13 protein-coding genes and 1 tRNA gene are annotated in these 18,507 nt (G+C 72.2%); 10 read left to right on the top strand and 4 right to left on the bottom strand.

What is annotated here, in order from left to right:
* Positions 1-128: 128 nt before the first annotated feature.
* Positions 129-1,397 carry a PP2C family protein-serine/threonine phosphatase gene (locus HGN31_RS05245; RefSeq protein WP_168782549.1) on the bottom strand — a complete coding sequence of 423 codons (1,269 nt, stop codon included), beginning with the start codon at positions 1,395-1,397 and terminating at the stop codon, positions 129-131.
* A 116-nt stretch (positions 1,398-1,513) separates the two neighbouring features.
* Here HGN31_RS05245 and HGN31_RS05240 point away from each other — a divergent pair, with 116 nt between their 5' ends.
* The gene (locus HGN31_RS05240) at positions 1,514-1,876 is read left to right on the top strand and encodes an Hpt domain-containing protein (protein WP_168782548.1); all 363 of its coding nucleotides are present in this window, start codon (positions 1,514-1,516) and stop codon (positions 1,874-1,876) included.
* A gap of 25 nt (positions 1,877-1,901) precedes the next feature.
* Here HGN31_RS05240 and ilvA read toward each other — a convergent pair whose 3' ends face one another.
* Positions 1,902-3,149: a threonine ammonia-lyase IlvA gene (gene ilvA, locus HGN31_RS05235; protein WP_168782547.1), complete on the bottom strand. Its 1,248-nt coding sequence runs from the start codon at positions 3,147-3,149 to the stop codon at positions 1,902-1,904.
* A 247-nt stretch (positions 3,150-3,396) separates the two neighbouring features.
* Here ilvA and HGN31_RS05230 point away from each other — a divergent pair, with 247 nt between their 5' ends.
* The 4 genes from HGN31_RS05230 to HGN31_RS05215 all read left to right on the top strand — a co-directional run bounded on the left by HGN31_RS05230 (position 3,397) and on the right by HGN31_RS05215 (position 7,424).
* Positions 3,397-4,626, top strand: a complete 1,230-nt coding sequence (locus tag HGN31_RS05230; RefSeq protein WP_168782546.1) for an argininosuccinate synthase — start codon at positions 3,397-3,399, stop codon at positions 4,624-4,626.
* 939 nt (positions 4,627-5,565) lie between these two features.
* Positions 5,566-5,639, top strand: a tRNA-Cys gene (locus HGN31_RS05225).
* 99 nt (positions 5,640-5,738) lie between these two features.
* Entirely contained in the window at positions 5,739-6,929 is a 1,191-nt protein-coding gene (locus HGN31_RS05220) for a 3-deoxy-D-manno-octulosonic acid transferase (protein ID WP_168782545.1), read from the top strand.
* 72 nt (positions 6,930-7,001) lie between these two features.
* On the top strand, positions 7,002-7,424 hold the full coding sequence (locus HGN31_RS05215) for a DUF1178 family protein (RefSeq protein ID WP_168782544.1): 423 nt from the start codon (positions 7,002-7,004) through the stop codon (positions 7,422-7,424).
* 69 nt (positions 7,425-7,493) lie between these two features.
* Here the strand turns inward: HGN31_RS05215 and HGN31_RS16645 are convergent, their stop codons facing one another.
* Positions 7,494-11,069 (bottom strand): Hint domain-containing protein, encoded by a 3,576-nt coding sequence (locus HGN31_RS16645; protein WP_168782543.1) that lies wholly within the window; start codon positions 11,067-11,069, stop codon positions 7,494-7,496.
* Between the two features lie 426 nt (positions 11,070-11,495).
* Between HGN31_RS16645 and HGN31_RS05205 the strand changes: the two genes are divergently transcribed.
* Both HGN31_RS05205 and ptsP read left to right on the top strand, forming a co-directional pair.
* The gene (locus tag HGN31_RS05205; RefSeq protein ID WP_036735956.1) at positions 11,496-12,752 is read left to right on the top strand and encodes an aspartate kinase; all 1,257 of its coding nucleotides are present in this window, start codon (positions 11,496-11,498) and stop codon (positions 12,750-12,752) included.
* A gap of 49 nt (positions 12,753-12,801) precedes the next feature.
* Entirely contained in the window at positions 12,802-15,060 is a 2,259-nt protein-coding gene (ptsP, locus tag HGN31_RS05200; RefSeq protein ID WP_168782542.1) for a phosphoenolpyruvate--protein phosphotransferase, read from the top strand.
* 40 nt (positions 15,061-15,100) lie between these two features.
* Here the strand turns inward: ptsP and HGN31_RS05195 are convergent, their stop codons facing one another.
* Positions 15,101-16,222 carry a zinc ABC transporter substrate-binding protein gene (locus tag HGN31_RS05195; protein ID WP_168782541.1) on the bottom strand — a complete coding sequence of 374 codons (1,122 nt, stop codon included), beginning with the start codon at positions 16,220-16,222 and terminating at the stop codon, positions 15,101-15,103.
* An 89-nt stretch (positions 16,223-16,311) separates the two neighbouring features.
* On the opposite strand from HGN31_RS05195, the gene HGN31_RS05190 reads away from it, so the two are divergent.
* From HGN31_RS05190 to HGN31_RS05180, 3 genes are read left to right on the top strand one after another with little or no spacing between them, the layout of a single operon-like run.
* A complete protein-coding gene (locus HGN31_RS05190; protein WP_036704781.1) occupies positions 16,312-16,770 on the top strand; it encodes a Fur family transcriptional regulator in 459 nt (152 codons plus the stop codon).
* Positions 16,767-17,669, top strand: coding sequence for an ATP-binding cassette domain-containing protein (locus tag HGN31_RS05185; RefSeq protein ID WP_168782540.1), 903 nt, complete (start codon positions 16,767-16,769; stop codon positions 17,667-17,669). The genes HGN31_RS05190 and HGN31_RS05185 overlap by 4 nt, the downstream gene beginning before the upstream one ends.
* Positions 17,669-18,460, top strand: a complete 792-nt coding sequence (locus tag HGN31_RS05180; protein ID WP_168782539.1) for a metal ABC transporter permease — start codon at positions 17,669-17,671, stop codon at positions 18,458-18,460. The genes HGN31_RS05185 and HGN31_RS05180 overlap by 1 nt, the downstream gene beginning before the upstream one ends.
* Positions 18,461-18,507: the final 47 nt, after the last annotated feature.

The raw sequence follows: 18,507 nt of genomic DNA, 5'->3' as shown, positions 1-18,507 counted from the left end.
CGCCCGCGGCGGGAGTGCGAGACGGTAGAACACGCTTCCTTGCCGATCGCCCGCGCGCCTCAGCGCCTCCGCTCGACTCCCCGCGATCAGTCCCGGCTTCTTCCAGCCTCCCTCCCCGCCGACCGCGCTCACCCTCCACCTCCCCGCGGCCCCGGCACCACCTCGGCCGGGGCGAGGTACTCGACCAGCAGCGCCGAGACGTCGTCCTGCCGCTCGCCCGAGGCGAACTCGGACACTGACCAGCACATCGATTCGAGCAGCCCGAACCCCGACAGCGGCGCGTTGAGCTGCAGGATCGTCCGCAACCCCTCGTCGCCCAGCAGCTCGCCCCGACGCGAGCAGGCGTCGGTGATCCCGTCCGACACGATCAGCAGCCGGTCGCCGCTGCCCAGCGTCACCACCGTCTCTTCGAACACCGGCGCCTCGATCACCCCGACCGGTAGGCCGCCGCCGCCGATCCGCTCGACCCCGCCGCCCGCGCGCTGCAGCGCCGGGTGCGGGTGGCCGGCCTGCACCAGTTGCAGCCGCCCGGTCGGCAGGTCCAGCCGGCCGTAGATCATGGTCAGGTAGTTATCGGTCTGGATCCCGTCCAGCATCAGCCCGTTCAGCGCCGCGACGACCTGCACCGGCGACAGCGCGTGGTCGAGCGACAGCGAATCGATCTGCGTCGCGATCCGCGCCGTGATCAGCGCCGAGGCGACGCCGTGACCCGAGACATCCACGGCATAAAGCCCGACGGTGCGCTCGTCGATCTGGTGGAACCCCACCAGGTCGCCGCCGATCATCCCCGCGGGCCGCATCAGCAGCGACAGCCTGAGCGGGCCGAAGCTGCGCTGCCGTTCGCGGATCAGCGCCTGCTGCAGCTTGCGGGCCTCGCGCAGGTCGGTGTTGATCTGCTCCTGCGCGGCGCTGAGGCGGTCCAGCGCGCCGCGCAGCTTGGCGTTCGCCTCGCTCAGCGTGTCCTGCATGTCGAGCACCCGCTCGGCCGCGCCGAGCCGCGCGACCAGCTCGGCCCCCGAGATCGGCTTGGTCAGGAAATCGTCGGCGCCGGCGCCCATCCCCTCGGTCACGTCGGCGCTGTCGTTGCGGGTGGTCAGCAGGATGAAGAATCCGTAGCCGCGCCGCGGCAGGGCCCGGTGCGCGCGGCAGAGGTCGAGCCCCGAGAGCCCGTCGAGATGCCAGTCCGAGAGGATCAGGTCCGGCTCGGACGCGCGGGCCAGCCGCAGCGCCTCGGACCCGTTCTCGGCCTCGATCACCCGGTAGCCCGCCCGCTCTAGGTGGATGCGCAGCATCCGCCGGTGCGCCCGGCTGCCGTCGGCCAGCAGCACCAGCCGGCCCGGCGCGCGCTCGGGCCGGGCAGGGGGGGCAAGGGGTGCATGGCGATTCGGCTGCCTCATGCCGCCTGTCTAGCGGGCGGGGGTGAACAGCCGGTTAAGCCGCGCTTTGACGGCGTTTACGGTTTGTGAACCCGCCGCCCGTATAAGCGGCGTCAGAGGCTGGCCAGAGGCGGACGATGATCGACTGGAAACGCATGGCGGCGCTGCGCCACGAGGTGGGGGAGGACGAGTTCGCCCCTCTCGTCGAGCTGTTTCTCGACGAGATCGAGGGGGCCATCATGACCATGGTCCCGAACGATCCCGACCGGATGGAGCAGCGGCTGCATTTCCTGAAGGGCTGCGGGCTCAACATGGGGCTGAACGCCTTCTGCCGCCTCTGCGACACGTGGGAGCGGATGGTCGCGACCGGGCTTGGCGACCAGTTCGACGTCGAGGCGCTGATGGCGGGCTACGCCGCGTCGAAGCAGGCGCTGATGCGCGATCTCGAGGCGATGACCGCGCCGCCGACCGATGCGGCGGGGCGCGAGGGGGCCGCGTGAGGCGAATTGGCCCTGCCGCGGGGCCTCAGATCAGGAACTCGGCCAGCACCGGGTCGCCGGTGATGTCGCGCCAGTCGAACCCCGCCTCGGCCAGACGCGCGTTCAGCGCATCGAGATTGGCCGGGTCGGTGGTCTCGATCCCGATCAGCACCGAGCCGAAGTTGCGGGCCGATTTCTTGAGGTACTCGAAGCGGGCGATGTCGTCCTCGGGGCCCAGCAGGTTCAGGAACTCGCGCAGCGCGCCGGGCCGCTGCGGCAGCCGCAGGATGAAGTATTTCTTCAGCCTCGCCCAGCGTTGCGCGCGCTCGCGCACCTCGGGCAGCCGCTCGAAGTCGAAGTTGCCGCCCGAGCAGATGCAGACCACCCGCCGCCCGGCGAGACGGCCCTGCGCCGCGAGGTCGCGCAGCGCGTCGATGGCCAGCGCGCCCGCGGGCTCGAGCACGATGCCCTCGCCGTTCAGCATCTCGAGCATGGTGGCGCTGATCCGGTCCTCGGGCGCCTGCAGCGTGTCGGAGACCGCGAATCGGCCCAGCCGGGCAAATGGCAGCGCACCGATCCGCGCCACCGCGGCGCCGTCGACGAAGCTGTCCACCCGCGGGAGGGTCACCGGGGCGCCCGCGGCCAGCGCCGCGGCGAGGCTGGCGCCGCCCGCGGGCTCGACGAAGGCAAAGCCGGTCTGCGGGGCGCTCAGCGCGCAATATTCGGTGACCCCGGCGGCCAGACCACCGCCGCCGACCGGCAGCACCACGAGGTCAGGTGCCGCGTCGATCTGCGCCAGCATCTCGGCCGCGACCGTGGCCTGCCCCTCGATCACCCGGGCGTCGTCGAAGGGCGACAGGAACACGGCCCCATGCGCGGCGGTGTAATCCTGCGCCGCCTTCAGGGTCTGGTCGAAGTAGTCGCCGGTCAGCACGATCTCGACCGCGCCCGCGCCGAACATCCGGGTCTTGTCGATCTTCTGCCGCGGCGTGGTGACCGGCATGAAGATCACCCCCCGCGCGCCGAAGTGCCGGCAGGCAAAGGCCACACCCTGGGCGTGGTTGCCGGCGCTGGCGCAGACAAAGCGCGCGCCCGGGTCGGCGCCCGCGTGACGCATGGCGTTGAAGGCGCCGCGCAGCTTGTAGCTGCGCACCGGGGTCAGATCCTCGCGCTTGAGCCAGATGTCGGCGTCATAGCGCGCCGACAGGTGATCGTTGCGCTGCAGCGGCGTCGGGTCGAAGAGCGTCCGCAGCGCCGCCTCGGCGTCCGCGACCGCGGCCAGGAAATCGCTCATCGCGCCGCCCCCACCCACGGGCGACCGGCCGTGGCCCCGGCGCCCCCGATGCGGGCCGGGATACCGGCCCCTGCTCGGTCCCGGGGCTGCGCCTGCGGGGTCGCCGCGATCCTGTCGTTCATCCGCCTCGCCCTCGCCCTTGTCCTGGCCCTGACCGTCCACGCCGCGCGGCGGCCGCGCCGTTCCACTTGTGAGCCTGCCCGAAACCCCATAATCCCCAAGCCAGCCAGCGAAAAGGGGACCGCAGATGAGCGCCGCGCCGAAAAAAGTCGTTCTCGCCTATTCCGGGGGGCTCGACACCTCGATCATCCTCAAGTGGCTGCAGACCGAATATGGCTGCGAGGTCATCACCTTCACCGCCGACCTCGGCCAGGGCGAAGAGCTCGAGCCGGCCCGCGCCAAGGCCGAGCTGCTCGGGATCCGCCCCGAGAACATCCACATCGAGGACGTCCGCGAGGAGTTCGTGCGCGACTACGTCTTCCCGATGTTCCGCGCCAATGCGGTCTATGAGGGGCTGTATCTGCTCGGCACCTCGATCGCCCGGCCGCTGATCGCCAAGCGGCTGGTCGAGCTGGCGCATCAGCATGGCGCCGACGCGGTGGCGCATGGCGCGACGGGCAAGGGCAACGACCAGGTCCGCTTCGAGCTGTCGGCCTATGCGCTCGACCCCGCGATCAAGGTGATCGCGCCGTGGCGGCTGTGGGACCTGACCTCGCGCACCAAGCTGATCGAGTTCGCCGAGGCGCACCAGATCCCGATCGCCAAGGACAAGCGCGGCGAGGCGCCGTTCTCGGTCGACGCGAACCTGCTGCACACCTCGTCCGAGGGCAAGGCGCTGGAAAACCCGGCCCAAGAGGCCCCGGAGTATGTCTACGCCCGCACCGTCAGCCCCGAAGAGGCGCCGGATGAGCCGCAATACGTCGAGATCGGCTTCGAGCGCGGCGACGCGGTCTCGATCGACGGCGAGGCGCTGTCGCCCGCGACGATCCTTACCCGGCTGAACGAGCTGGGCCGCACCCACGGCATCGGCCGGCTGGATTTCGTGGAAAATCGCTTCGTTGGCATGAAGTCGCGCGGCATCTACGAGACCCCCGGCGGCACGATCCTGCTCGAGGCGCACCGCGGGATCGAGCAGATCACTCTCGACAGCGGCTCGGGCCACCTCAAGGACAGCCTGATGCCGCGCTATGCCGAGCTGATCTACAACGGCTTCTGGTTCTCGCCCGAGCGCGAGATGCTGCAGGCGCTGATCGACAAGAGCCAGGGGCACGTGACGGGCACGGTGCGACTGAAGCTCTACAAGGGCTCGGCGCACACGGTCGGGCGCTGGTCGGACCACTCGCTCTACAGCGAGGCGCACGTGACCTTTGAGGACGACGCCGGCGCCTACGACCAGAAGGACGCGGCCGGGTTCATCCGGCTGAACGCCCTGCGCCTCAAGCTGATCGGCAACCGCAACGCCCGCGTGGGCGGCTGAGCGGGGCCGGGGCGTGGGGTTGAGCTAGGCGGGGGCTTGCTCGGAGGGGAGCGGGCGGAACGCAGGCCTGCCCCTGACGGCACACCGCCGGACGGAAGGGCGCCGCGCCGTGCGCGGCTCGGCGCAAGCGCGGACGCGTTGACGCGGCAGGCTGTCTTGATGGCTTGCGGCACCCGGGGGTTGTCGCTCCTGTCCTCCACCACCGACGGTGATCTGCGCTTATCGGCTTCCAGCAGCTCAACGTCGCTCGGCGGGTCGGCGCGAGCGCGGACGCGTTGACGCGATGGTCGGTACGGCGGGTTCTGGCGCTTTCGTAGGGGGACGGGTCTTCCTTGTCCGCCACCGCCGACGCCGACGGGCGCGCTAACACCCAGAAGTTCGTCGTCGGTCTCCCGCTGGCATCGCCAGCGTGCTTCCCCGGAAGGGGGCTGTGGGGCGGACACATGCCGCAGTGGTTCCGCGCTGTTGGCGTTCGGGACGCTCTGGGCGTTCTGGGCAGCAGAGGTGACACCAAGTCCGACCACGGACTCGTCACCCGATGGCCTGCAGCGCAGAGCCCGTGGATGCAGCGGGGAAACTGCGCAACGGTGCGTCCCGGTGTGGGCGATCACTCCAGTTTCTGGGCGGCGCCGCGGGGCCGGGCCGGCTGGGCGACCGTGTGTGCCACGCTGACCGCACAGGCTTGCCCTGCACTGCCACACAAACCGCGCCAGCCGGCCTGCGACAGACAGGAGATTTCCTATGCAACGCTGCGAGCCGACCGACCGGGCGCTGCCCCCACCACTGCCAGCACCCAGCCGACCCGCTCCCGCCCCCGCACCACACACATCACCCGGCAGGCCCGAGGGGCACGGCATCCCCCCGCCCCCCCGACCGCACCCCCTTCCTGCCGTCTTGCCCTGCGCGTCGGATTAGCCTATCTCTCCGCCACCTCACGGCGGCGGGTTGGCGGAGAGGTTACGCAGCGGATTGCAAATCCGTGAAGACCGGTTCGATTCCGGTACCCGCCTCCATCCTTCCCGGCGCCTGCCCATTGGGCCACGCAGGGGTGCCGGTCGCGGCAGCATCGGGGTCAGCGCAGGCCCTCCCTCTCACCGCAGGTGGCTCAGGACATGATCTACCGCAGCATCTCGGGCCTCGTCGGCGCCGCCCTGCGCCCGCTTGCGCGGGGCGTGGCGCGTGAGCGGCTGGCGCTCGACCTGCCGGACCTGCCTCGGGGCGCGATCTGGGTCCACGGCGCGAGCGTCGGAGAGCTGAACTCGGCCCGGCCCGTCGTCGCGGCGCTGGCGGCGGTCCGGCCGGTGGTGGTGAGCGCCAACAGCGACACCGGGCTGGCGGTGGCGCGGGGCTGGGGGCTGCCGGCGCTGCGGGCGCCGCTCGACGTGCCGCAGGCGGTGGGGCGGTTTCTTGACGCGCTGCAGCCGTCGCTGGCCGTCACAATCGAGAACGAGCTCTGGCCCAACCGCGCCGCGGCGCTGACCGCGCGGGGGATCCCGCAGGCGCTGATCGGGGCGCGGATGTCGGCGCGTTCGGCCCGCAGTTGGGGGCGGGTGCCCGGCCTCGCGGGAGGGGCGCTGGCGGGGGTGCGGCTCGCCTCGGCGCAGGACGCGGGGACCGAGGCGCGGCTGCGGGCGCTGGGCCTGCCCGCGGCGGCCGTAGCGCCGCGGCTGAACCTCAAGCTGCTGACCCCCGCCGCCACCCGGCCCCCCGCCACAGACGCGGGGCGGGGGCGGGTCTGGCTCGCCGCCTCGACCCACCCGGGCGAGGATGAGATTGCGCTCGCCGCCCATGCCGCGCTCGCCGCGCGCTGGCCGGACGCGCGGCTGATCCTCGCCCCCCGCCACCCCCAGCGGGCCGACGCGGTGGCGGCGCTGATCGCCGCCCGGGGCCTGCGCCACGACCGCCTCGGCGCGCGCGACGTCGCCCATGTCCCGCCTGTGCCGGTGCTGCTGATCGACCGGCTCGGCGCGCTCGACGGGGCCTATGCGGCGGCGGGCGTCTGCCTGACCGGCGGCTCGCTGGTCGATCACGGCGGCCACACCCCGTGGGAGCCCGCGGCCCACGCCTGCGCCCTCCTGCACGGGCCCCATGTCGCCAATTTCGCCGCCGATTATGCGGCGCTCGACGCGCAGGGGGCGGCGCGCGAGGTGACCGCGGCGACGCTCGCCACGACGCTCGCGGCGCTGATGGCCGACGAGGCCCGGCGCCGGGCGATGGGCGCGGCCGCCCGCGCCGCGCTCGACGCCGCTGCGCCCGATCCGGCGGGGCTGGTGACGGCGCTGCTGGCGCTCGCGCGCGACTGACCGCACCGGCCCGCCCTTGCACGGCTGCGCCGAGCGGCCGATATGTGCCGGGACAAGGAGGCTGCGACCATCATGATCCGCTATGCCCTGCGCTGCGACAAAGGCCACGCGTTCGACGGCTGGTTCCGCTCGGCCGAGGGCTTCGACGCGCTGCGCCAGGCGGGGCAGGTGGGTTGCGCGATCTGCGGCTCGCACGCGGTCGAGAAGGCGCCGATGGCCCCCGCGGTGCCGGCCCGCGACGAGGCGGCAGCGCGCCCGCTCGACGCCCCCGGCTCGGCGGCCGAGCAGGCGCTGGCCGAGCTGCGCAAGCGGATCGAAGCGGGGTCGGATTACGTCGGGACCGAGTTCGCCCGCGAGGCGCGCGCCATGCACGAGGGCGAGATGCCGTCGCGCCCGATCCACGGCGAGGCGCGGCTGGAAGAGGCCAAGAAGCTGATCGAGGACGGGGTGCCGGTGGCGCCGCTGCCCTTCCGGCTGCGGCGCAAGGTCAACTAGCGGCGCACGGCTAGGCCAGTTGCGGGGCAGGGGGCGCAGGGCGGCGAACCGCCCCGCGCCGCCCCGGTGTCACGAGACCAGCGGCTTGCCGTTCTCGGCGTGGCGGACGGCGAGCTTGCGCCCCATCCGGCCCGAGGCCAGCACCCGCGCCCCGGCCGGCGCCTCGGCGCGCGTCCGCAGTTCGGGGAAGAGCGCCAGGATCTCCTCGCGCGCCGCCTCGCCGACCGAGCGCAGCGCCTCGGCGCCGGTATAGAGCGACTCGGTCTCGGCGCCGTTCGAGATGACGATCTGGTGGTCGTCGAAGAGGAAGTGGACGTAGGTCACCTCCGCCCCGTCCGCGACCACGTCGATCCCCTCGATCTGGAGGAGCTGCTTGGCCGCCACCAGCACCTCGTCGGTCCCGAACATCCGCTGCGCGATCCGCGAGCGGACCAGCACCCGGTGCTGCGGCGACACGTCGAGATCGGCCGACGGCACCCCGCGCCCCAGCGCCCCCGCGCGGATGCGGACCGGGCGCATCTGCGGCCAGGCCGCCAGCGTCGCGGCATCCAGCCGCCGGGTGCCGATCCAGCGGATCGGCTGCAGCCCGGCGTCGCGGGTGACGACCAGATCGCCCACCGCCAGATCGCCCGCCGCGACCGGGCCGCGCTCGGTCTCGATCATCACGTCGGCGGCGAAGCAGACCACGGCGGTGTTCTCGACCGTCAGGGCCGAGCCGGCGACGGCCGCGCCCGCGCCGTCCTGCAGCGTCAGGGTGAAGCTCGGCAGACCGCCGGTCCCGTCGAGCATGTTCAGCACGCCGTCCGCCTGGTCCGCGCGCAGCCAGGCGAGCGGGTTGGCGTAGTCTACCCCGCCGTGCGAGGCGTTGTAGAGCGCCAGGTTCTCGGCGTTGTAGTAGCGCGAGAGGTCGACGAAGTCGTTGTTGGTCGTGTCGCCGTCGTTGACCGTGCCGGTGTTGCCGACGTTGAAGTCGGTGATGATGTCACCCGAGCCGGCGAGGAAGGTGTCGTTGCCCTCGCCACCGGTCAGCGTGTCGGCGATCAGGTCGTCGACGTGGACGTTCGTGCCGTTCGACGCGCTGTAGCTGTCGCCGGTGACGAAGTCGTTGCCGGTGCCCCCATCGACAAGGTCCGCGCCACTTCCGCCCACGACGAAGTCGTTTCCGGCCTCGCCATAGACCGAGTCGTTGCCCGAGCCGCCCATCAGGCCGTAGGTGCCCGCGTAGGCGCCGCCGCCGGCGACCACCGAATCGTTGCCGTCGCCGCCGCGGATCACGTCGTTGCCGGCATCGCCCGACAGCACGTCGATCCCGGTGCCGCCGATCATCGTGTCGTTGCCGTCGCCGCCGTTGTTGGTCAGCAGATAGCCGTCCGGCTTGGTCGTGCCGATGTTGTCGCCGTTGCCGACGTCGATGTAGTCGTCGCCGCCCTCGCCGCCGACCCTGTCGGCGCCTTCGCCGCCGAGGATCGTGTCGTTGCCGGTGCCCCCGAACATCGCATCGTCGCCGTCGCCGCCGACCATCGAATCGGCCCCGTCGTTGCCGTAGAGCAGGTCGTTCCCGATGCCGCCCTCGATGGTGTCGTTGCCGAGCCCGCCGGAAATCGTGTCGGCCCCGGCTCCGCCGCGCAGCGTGTCGTCACCGGCGTCGCCGTTGATGCCGTCGTTGCCCTCGCCCCCGTCGATGAGGTCGTTGTCGTCGCCGCCGGACAGGCCGTCGTTGCCGTCCCCGCCCAGCAGGACGTCGGCCCCGGCACCGCCCTGGATGTTGTCGCTTTCGGTTCCGCCGTCGATGGTGTCGGCGCCGTCCCCGCCCGTGATCGTGTCGGCGCCGCCGCCACCCAGGATGCTGTCGTCGCCGGCGCCGCCCAGGATGTTGTCGTTGTCGGCGCCGCCATCGAGGGTGTCGTTGCCCGCACCCCCGACGATGGTATCGGCACCCGCGCCGCCCACGATCGAGTCCGCGGTGCCGAGCGGGTCGGTCCCGGCGGCGTCGTCGCCGTTGAGCCGGTCCGCGCCGTCGCCGCCGATCAGCGTGTCGGCCCCCAGGCCGCCGGTGAGGACGTCGCTCCCCGCGCCGCCGTCCAGCGAGTCGTTGTCCGCACCGCCGTCCAGCACGTCGTTGCCGAACCCGCCGATCAGGGTGTCGTTGCCCGCCCCGCCCGAAAGCGCGTCCGCGCCGCCGAGCGTGTCGGTGCCCGCCGTGTCGTCGCCGTAGAGCCGGTCGGCGCCGTCGCCACCGTCCAGCGTGTCGGTCCCGAGCCCGCCGATGAGCGAGTCGCTCCCGGCCCCACCGACCAGCGTGTCGGAGTCGGCACCGCCGTCGAGCGTGTCGTTGCCGAACCCGCCCACGAGGCTGTCGTTGCCCGCCCCGCCCACAAGCGAGTCCGCACCGCCCAGCGTGTCGGTGCCCGCCGTGTCGTCGCCGTACAGACGGTCGTTGCCGTCGCCTCCGTTCAGCGTGTCGGTCCCGAGCCCGCCGATGAGCGTGTCGGCCCCGGCGCCGCCATCCAGCGTGTCGGTGTCGGCACCGCCGTCGAGCGTATCGTTGCCATAGCCGCCGACGAGGCTGTCGTTACCCGCCCCGCCCGAAAGCGAATCCGCGCCACCCAGCGTGTCGGTCCCGGCAGTGTCGTCGCCATAGAGCCGGTCGGCGCCGTCGCCGCCATCCAGCGTGTCGGTGCCAAGACCGCCGATGAGCGAGTCGCTCCCGGCCCCGCCGACCAGCGTGTCGGAGTCGGCGCCGCCGTCGAGCGTGTCGTTGCCGAACCCGCCCACGAGGCTGTCGTTGCCCGCCCCGCCCACGAGCGAATCCGCGCCGCCCAGCGTGTCGGTCCCGGCGGTGTCGTCGCCGTAAAGCCGGTCGTCGCCCATGCCGCCATAGAGCGAATCGTCGCCCTGACCCCCGATCAGCGTGTCGGCCTCGGCAATCGTGTCGGCGCCGCCGAGCGTGTCGCCGTAGCCATAGAGCACGTCGTTGCCGACGCCGCCCTGCACGCTGTCATTGCCGGTCCCGGCATAGACCGTGTCGTCACCCTGCCCTGCGTCGACGGTGTCATTGCCGCCACGGCTCGCGATCACGTCGTTCAGCCCGTCAATGCCGTCGATCTGGTCGCCCTGCCGGTCGACGAAACCCGGATTCATGACGTCTGCGCCGCTTGTGCCGTCAACGACACCGTCAGGCGCGGTCGCAAGGGTCGAATAATTTACATCGGCAATGTGATAGTAGTCGGTGACGGTGTAGGTCACGTCCGGGTTGAGGGGAAAGTTCGAAACCAACCCGCTGACCGTGTTGGTACCCACGGACGTGGTGAGGGCATAGATGGTACGCAGCGATCCGTCGCTGCCCCGCAGCGTGTACGAATACTGAGTCTCGACTCGGGTTCCTGCCGGGGCACTGCCGAGGGGCGCAGCAAGTACCTGACTTCCGTCGAAATCGTCGTTGAACGTGCCGTCGTCGTCGGTGATGGAAATGGTGCCCACCGCTCCGGTGAGCGTGATCTTGCCGGGGTTTGCCGCGTCCTTCGCCCAGGAGTTGGCAGTATCCGAGTTCTCGAAGACTTCACCCCGCCATCCGCCAGCTGGCCCGGTAGGGTTGACCACCGACAAGGACGTCAGCGGAATGAAGTAAAGGTCATAGGTAGCCATTCGTGCGTCGTCCCCCTGCAAGGACGGGCGCGGTTGGCGCGGGCGTCCTTCGTCTCGTTGTCCCGCAACCGTCGCCACGGCGGATCATGGACCGGCACCAGGGCGTCCGCCTGCTCGAGACTCTGCACGTGGGGGGAATGCGCCCACGGGATGGGGCACAGTTCACCAACGATACAGACCGGATCGCTTTCTGCGATCGATCGAGGGACAGTTGACCCGCGTCAGTGGTCCGCTGTTACGCCCGCGCGAGCCAACCCGTCAACGGGGTGCATCGAATGTGACGCAATGTCCGCGCGCGGGCCCCTCGGCCCCCGCGCCCGCGGCCTTTCCGGCGCCCGTCGCAGCGCCCGTCGCACCCGCCCCTTGCCCCCGCCCCCGCGCCGCCCTATGCAGCGCCCCGTTCCGTTCCCGACTGGAGGCACTCGGATGCCGCTTCTGGTGATGAAATTCGGCGGCACCTCGGTGGCCGACCTCGACCGCATTGCCAATGCGGCCGCCAAGGTCCAGCGCGAGGTCGAGCGCGGCTACGACGTGATCGTCATCGTCAGCGCCATGTCGGGCAAGACCAACGAGCTCGTGGGCTGGGTCGAGGGCACCTCGCGGCTCTACGACGCGCGCGAATACGACGCCGTGGTCGCCTCGGGCGAGAACGTCACCGCCGGTCTCATGGCGCTGCGCCTGCAGGAGATGGGCGTCCCGGCGCGCAGCTGGCAGGGCTGGCAGGTCCCGATCAACACCACCGCCCAGCACGGCTCGGCCCGCTTCGTCGACATCCCGCGCGCCAACATCGACGCGAAGTTCGCCGAAGGCATGAAGGTCGCGGTCGTCGCGGGCTTCCAGGGCATCGGCCCGGACGGCCGCATCACCACGCTGGGCCGCGGCGGGTCCGACACCACCGCGGTCGCCTTTGCCGCCGCCTTCGCGGCCGAGCGCTGCGACATCTACACCGACGTGGACGGCGTCTACACCACCGACCCGCGCATCAGCTCGAAGGCCCGCAAGCTCGAGAAGATCGCGTTCGAGGAGATGCTGGAACTCGCCAGCCTGGGCGCCAAGGTGCTGCAGACCCGCTCGGTCGAGCTGGCCATGCGCTACAACGTGCGGCTGCGGGTGCTGTCGTCGTTCGAGGATACCGACGAATCCAGCGGCACGCTGGTCTGCGATGAGGATGAGATCATGGAATCCAAGGTCGTTTCGGGCGTCGCTTACAGCCGCGACGAGGCCAAGATCACGCTGGTGACGGTCGAGGACCGGCCGGGCATCTCGGCGGCGATCTTCCAGCCGCTGGCCGATGCTGGCGTCAACGTGGACATGATCGTCCAGAACATCTCGGAGCGCGACTACGAGGATCACCCGGGCGCGGTCACCGACATGACCTTCTCCTGCCCCGTGAACCAGGTCGAGCGTGCCCGCAAGGCGATGGAGGATGCCCGCGCCAAGGGGCTGATCGCCTATGACGAGCTGGCCGTGGACAGCGACGTGGCCAAGGTCTCGGTCGTGGGCATCGGGATGCGGTCCCACGCCGGGGTCGCGGCGCGGATGTTCAAGGCGCTGGCTGATGAAAACATCAACATCAAGGTCATCGCCACCTCCGAGATCAAGATTTCGGTGCTGATCGACCGCAAGTATATGGAACTGGCCGTGCAGGCGCTGCATGATGCCTTCGAGCTGGAAAAGGCCTGATCCGCCGGACGCGCCCTCCGGCCAATCTGGGCCAGGGGACCGCACGGAGATGCCGGAACGCACCGAAAGCGAATCGCGCAGGCTGCTGAGGCGGCTGCGCGATTCGCTGGCGGCGCCGGGCGGGGGGCAGGATCGGCTGGACCGGATCACCCACCACATCGCGGACTCGATGCGCTCGCAGGTGTGCTCGGTCTATCTGTTCCGCGACGCCGACACGCTGGAACTCTGCGCGACCGAGGGGCTGCGGGCCGAGGCGGTGCACCGCACCCGCCTGCGCCTGGGCGAGGGGCTGGTGGGCCGCGTCGCCCGCACGGGCCGTCCGATCAACACCCCCGACGCCCCCGCGCAGCCCGGCTTCCGCTACATGCCCGAGACCGGGGAAGAGGTGTTCCCCTCGTTCCTCGGCGTGCCGATCCAGCGGGTCGGCGAAAAGCTGGGCGTCCTCGTCGTGCAGTCGCGCGAGGCCCGCGAATACACCGAGGACGAGGTCTACGGCCTCGAGGTGGTGGCGATGGTGCTGGCCGAGATGGCCGAACTCGGCGCCTTCCTCGGCAACGAGGCGCAGCCCTCGACGCACCGCTTCCCGGCCGTTTTCCGCGGCGACACGGGGCAGGAGGGGGCGGCCGAGGGCCAGGTCTGGCTGCACGAGCCGCGGGTGGTCATCACCAACCCCGTGGGCGACGACCCCGACAAGGAACGCGCCCGGCTGGCCGAGGCGGTGGCGATGCTGCGCCAGACCGTGGACCAGATGGTGGCCGAGACCGAGATGCCCGGCGCCGAGGGCGAGGCGGTACTCGAGGCCTACCGGATGTTCGCCAACTCCAAGAGCTGGCTCCGGCGGATGGAGGAGGACATCGACCTCGGTCTCTCGGCCGAGGCGGCGGTCGAGAAGGAACAGTCGCAGGCCCGCGCCCGGCTGGAAAGCGCCGCCGACCCCTATCTGCGCGACCGGCTGCACGACCTCGACGACCTGTCGAACCGCCTGCTGCGGATCCTGACCGGGCAGGGCAGCGACACCGGCGGGGCGATGCCCGCCAATCCGATCCTCGTCGCGCGCAACATCGGCCCGGCCGAGCTGCTCGACTACGGCCGCTCCTTGCGCGGCGTGGTGCTTGAGGAAGGGTCGGTCGGCAGCCACGCCGCCATCGTCGCCCGCGCGCTGGCGATCCCGCTGGTGATCCACGCCGCCCGCATCCGCTCCGAGGCGCTGAACGGCGACCCGATCCTCGTCGACGGCGACAGCGGCATCGTCCACCTGCGCCCCGAGGAGACCGTCGCCGCCGCCTTCCGCGACAAGATCGCCATGCAGGCCGAGGCGCAGAAGATGTATGCGGGCCTGCGTGACCTGCCCGCCACCGCGCGCTGCGGCACCACCGTGCGGCTCTGCATGAACGCGGGGCTGATGGCCGACCTGCCCAGCCTCGAGGGCTCGGGCGCCGAGGGGGTCGGGCTCTTCCGCACCGAGCTGCAGTTCCTCACCCGCACCCGCGTCCCGCGCCGCAGCGAGCTGGCGGCGCTCTATGCCCGCGTGCTCGACAACGCCCACGGCAAGCCGGTGGTGTTCCGCACCCTCGACATCGGCTCGGACAAGGTGCTGCCCTACATGAAGCGCATCGACGAGCCGAACCCGGCGATGGGTTGGCGGGCGATCCGCGTCGGCCTCGACAAGCGCGGGGTGCTGCAGATGCAGCTCCAGGCGCTAATCCGGGCGGCGGCGGGGCGGCCCTTGCACCTCATGTTCCCCTTCGTCGCCGACGCGACCGAGTTCGCCAGCGCCCGCGCCATGCTGGACGAGCAGCTCGAGCGCGAGGCGGCGACCGGGCGGCCGCTGCCGACCGAGCTGCAGGTGGGGGCGATGCTCGAGACGCCGTCGCTGGCCTTTGCCGCGCCCGCGTTCTTCCGCCAGTGCGATTTCATCTCGATCGGCGGCAATGACCTCAAGCAGTTCTTCTTCGCCGCCGACCGCGAGAACGAGCGGGTGCGGCGGCGCTATGACACGCTGTCGGCGCCGTTCCTGAACCTGATCGAGATGATCGTCGCGCGCTGCGATGCCGAGGGGGTGCCGGTCAGCTTCTGCGGCGAGGATGCGGGCCGCCCGGCCGAGGCGGCGGCGTTCGTCGCGCTGGGGCTGCGGTCGCTGTCGATGCGCCCGGCCTCGATCGGGCCGGTCAAGTCGCTGATCCGCCGCATCGACATCGGCGAGCTGCGGGCGGTGATCGATGCCGCGCGGGCGGCGGGCGAGACGAACCTGCGCCCCGCCGTCACCGCCGTGCTGGCTCGCGCGAGCGCGAGCGCCAGCGCCGCCTGACGGGGCGCTGGCGGCAGTCGCTGGCGGCAGGCGCCCGGCCTCAGCGGCAGGCGGTGAGCGCGGTGCCCATGCGGCGGATCAGCGTCGGGTAGAACCCCGGCCCCGCCGGGATCGCCGCGCCGACCGGGTCGATGACCGCGGTCTTGACCCCGGTGCCGTCGAACACGGTATTGAGCAGGTCGGCGTCGAACTGCGGCTCGCTGAGCGCGCAGCTCACCCCCATCGCCGCCACCGCCTGCCGCAGCTCGGCGATGCGGGCGGGCGAGGGCGCGGACGCATCGCTCAGCGACACCGACCCCGCCGCGCTGACCCCGAAGCGCGTCTCGAGATACTGGTAGGCGTCATGGAAGGCGACGAAGCGCAGGTCGCCCAGCGGCGCGAGGGCGGCGCGGGTGTCGGCCTCGGCGGCGTCGATCTCGGCCACCGCGGCCTCGGCGTTGGCGGCGTAGGCGGCGGCGTGGTCGGGGTCGAGCTCGGTCAGCGTCGCCGCGATGGCGCGGGTCCAGGCCTTGCCGTTCTCGGGGTCGAGCCAGGCGTGCGGGTCGATCCCGTCGTGGCTGTGCGCGTGGTCGTGGTCGTCGCCCGCCGGGGCGGCGTGGTCGTGATCCTGGGCCGCAGGGGCCGGGGCGGCCGCCTCGGCGGCGTGGTCATGGTCATGGTCGTGGCCGGCGTTGTCGTGGACATGGTCGTGCTCGGCCGCCGGGGCCTGCGCCGGGGCTGCCGCTTCGGCGGCATGGTCATGATCATGCTGGGCCGCGTGGTCATGCCCCTCGTCCCCGTGGTCGTGCGGGGCAAAGGTCGCGCCGGTCCGGGTCGGCAGCGTCACGGTGCCCGGCGCGGCCAGCAGCTCGACCTGCTTCGCCTTGGGCGCCAGCGACTCGATCGGCCGCATCAGCCACGGCGTCAGCTCCGGCCCGACGAAGAACACCACCTGCGCCGCTTCCAGCGCGCCGGCCTCGGACGGCTTCATCGCATAGCCATGCGGCGAGGCGCCCGGCCGGACCAGCAGCGCGGGCTCGCCCACGCCCTGCATCACCCGCGCCACCAGCCCGTGCACCGGCGCGATGTCGGCCACCACGCGCGGCCCCTCGGCCAGGGCGGGTAGGGCGCCGAGCGCGAGGGGAAACGACGCGGCGACGGCCGCCAAGAGGGATCGTGACATCGGGGACACTCCGCATTAGGATGGAGGCATGAGTTATAGTATAACATTCCCGCGGTCAACCGGCGCCGACCGTCGGGGGAGGGTATGCCATGCATGACCACAGCCGCTGCATCGCCGACGCGATGGCCCGCGTCGATGCCGAAAGCACCGCCCACGGCCGGGCGCTGACCCCGGTCCGCCGCCGGGTGCTCGAGATCCTGCTCGAAGAGCACCGCGCGCTCGGCGCCTACGAGATCCTCGACCGGCTCAGGGCCGAGGGCCTGGGCAGCCAGCCCCCGGTCGCCTACCGCGCGCTCGACCACCTGATGAAGGCTGGCTACGTCCACCGGATCGAGACGCTCAACGCCTTCGTCGCCTGCACCCAGGGCGCGGCGGGCCACGCGCCCGCGTTCCTCATCTGCCGCAACTGCCGCACGGTGATCGAGACCCCGGCCGAAACCCGCGGCGGGGCGCTGGGCGATGCCGCCGCCGACGCGGGCTTCGCCATCGAGACCACGGTGCGCGAGGCCGAGGGCCTCTGCGCCGACTGCCGCGCGGCCGCGGCATGAGACCCGCGGACGGGACGGGTCCGGCCGCGACACCCGGCGCGCCGCCGACGCGGGCGACCGCGGCGGCCCCCGCGGCACTGCTGGCCGCCGCACCACGCGTGGCACCGCCTGCGCCCGCGCGCGACGGCGCGCCGCTGGTGCGGCTCGCCGATGTCGGCGTGACGCTGGGCGGCCACGCGGTGCTGCGCGACATCGACCTGACCGTGCGGCGGGGCGAGATCGTCACCGTCCTCGGCCCCAACGGCTCGGGCAAGACGACGCTGATGCGGGTCATCATCGGCGCGCTTGCGCCCTCCGAGGGGCAGGTCTGGCGCGCCCCCGGCCTGCGCCTCGCCTATGTGCCGCAGCGGCTGGCCGTCGATCCGACCCTGCCGATCAGCGCCGCGCGGTTCCTCAACCTCCCCCACCGCCGCCCCGCCGCCGCCGTCGAGGCCGCGCTGGACCGCGCCGGGCTGGCCGGGCTCGGCCGCCGCCCGCTCGCGGCGCTCTCGGGCGGGCAGCTGCAGCGGCTGCTGCTGGCCCGCGCGCTGATGGGTGCCCCCGACCTGATGATCCTCGACGAGGGCGCCGCCGGGCTCGACCAGCCCGGCGTCTCGGCCTACTACGCCCATATCGAGGCGGTCCGCGCCGAGACCGGCTGCGCGGTGCTGATGGTCAGCCACGACCTGCAGATCGTCATGCGCGCCTCGGACCACGTCATCTGCCTCAACGGCCATGTCTGCTGCGAGGGCACGCCCGAATCGGTGTCGCTCTCGCCCGCGTACCGCGGCCTCTTCGGCGCCTTCGGGGGCGGGATGCCCGAGGGCGGGGCGCTCGCGCTCTATCGCCACCACCACGACCACACCCACGCCGACGGCACCCCCTGCGCCGGCCACGACCACGGCGAGGATGCCGCCTGATGCTGAGCGACTTCATGATCCGCGCGGCGCTCGCCGGGGTCGGTCTGGCGCTCGCCTGCGCGCCGCTGGGCTGTTTCGTCGTGTGGCGGCGGATGGCCTATTACGGCGACGCCACCGCCCATGCGGCGCTGTTGGGCGTGGCGCTGTCGCTGGCGTTCAGCCTGCCGCTGGTGCCCTCGGTCGTGCTGGTGGCGCTGGCGATGGCCGCGGCGATCTCGACGCTGAGCGGGCGGCAGGCGGTGGACACGATGCTGGGGGTGATGGCCCACAGCGCGCTGGCCGCGGGGCTTGTCGCGGTGTCGTTCCTGCACGGGGTCCGCAGCGACCTCAGCGCGTGGCTGTTCGGCGACCTGCTGGCCGTCACCCGCGCCGATCTAGTGGTGATCTGGGCGGGCGCGGGGGCGGTGGTGGCGCTGATCTTCTGGCGCTGGTCGCGGCTGCTGCTCTCGACGCTCTCGCCCGAGATGGCGGTCGCGGACGGCATCAGCCCGCGGGTCGAGCAATGGGTGCTGAACCTCGCACTGGCGCTGGTGGTGGCGGTGGGCATCCGCATCGTCGGCGCGCTGCTGATCAGCGCCATGCTGATCATCCCCGCCGCCGCCGCCCGCCCGCTCGCCCGCAGCCCCGAAGCGATGGTCGCGGCCACCGCCCTGACCGGCACGGCGGCGAGCCTCGGCGGCCTGGCCGCGGCCTGGCACCTCGACACGCCGGCGGGCCCGACGATCATCTGCGCCGCAGCGGTGATCTTCGTCCTCGCCACCGCGCTGAGCCTCGGCCGGCGCACGGCGTGACGCCGAATTGACGAGCGGGGCGGAGGAGGAGGCCGCCCCGCTCGGTT

Origin of the sequence: Paracoccus sanguinis (assembly GCF_012689545.1) — a bacterium.
GTDB classification, from domain to species: Bacteria; Pseudomonadota; Alphaproteobacteria; order Rhodobacterales; family Rhodobacteraceae; genus Paracoccus; species Paracoccus panacisoli.
Note: the sequence above shows the minus strand (reverse complement) of the source record. Positions and strands in the feature narration are given on the sequence as shown.

Excerpts from the sequence above, each read along its gene's own strand:
- HGN31_RS05245 (WP_168782549.1), bottom strand. The coding sequence starts at position 1,397 with ATGAGGCAGCCGAATCGCCATGCACCCCTTGCCCCCCCTGCCCGGCCC.
- HGN31_RS05240 (WP_168782548.1), top strand. The coding sequence starts at position 1,514 with ATGATCGACTGGAAACGCATGGCGGCGCTGCGCCACGAGGTGGGGGAG.
- ilvA (WP_168782547.1), bottom strand. The coding sequence starts at position 3,149 with ATGAGCGATTTCCTGGCCGCGGTCGCGGACGCCGAGGCGGCGCTGCGG.
- HGN31_RS05230 (WP_168782546.1), top strand. The coding sequence starts at position 3,397 with ATGAGCGCCGCGCCGAAAAAAGTCGTTCTCGCCTATTCCGGGGGGCTC.
- HGN31_RS05220 (WP_168782545.1), top strand. The coding sequence starts at position 5,739 with ATGATCTACCGCAGCATCTCGGGCCTCGTCGGCGCCGCCCTGCGCCCG.
- HGN31_RS05215 (WP_168782544.1), top strand. The coding sequence starts at position 7,002 with ATGATCCGCTATGCCCTGCGCTGCGACAAAGGCCACGCGTTCGACGGC.
- HGN31_RS16645 (WP_168782543.1), bottom strand. The coding sequence starts at position 11,069 with ATGGCTACCTATGACCTTTACTTCATTCCGCTGACGTCCTTGTCGGTG.
- HGN31_RS05205 (WP_036735956.1), top strand. The coding sequence starts at position 11,496 with ATGCCGCTTCTGGTGATGAAATTCGGCGGCACCTCGGTGGCCGACCTC.
- ptsP (WP_168782542.1), top strand. The coding sequence starts at position 12,802 with ATGCCGGAACGCACCGAAAGCGAATCGCGCAGGCTGCTGAGGCGGCTG.
- HGN31_RS05195 (WP_168782541.1), bottom strand. The coding sequence starts at position 16,222 with ATGTCACGATCCCTCTTGGCGGCCGTCGCCGCGTCGTTTCCCCTCGCG.
- HGN31_RS05190 (WP_036704781.1), top strand. The coding sequence starts at position 16,312 with ATGCATGACCACAGCCGCTGCATCGCCGACGCGATGGCCCGCGTCGAT.
- HGN31_RS05185 (WP_168782540.1), top strand. The coding sequence starts at position 16,767 with ATGAGACCCGCGGACGGGACGGGTCCGGCCGCGACACCCGGCGCGCCG.
- HGN31_RS05180 (WP_168782539.1), top strand. The coding sequence starts at position 17,669 with ATGCTGAGCGACTTCATGATCCGCGCGGCGCTCGCCGGGGTCGGTCTG.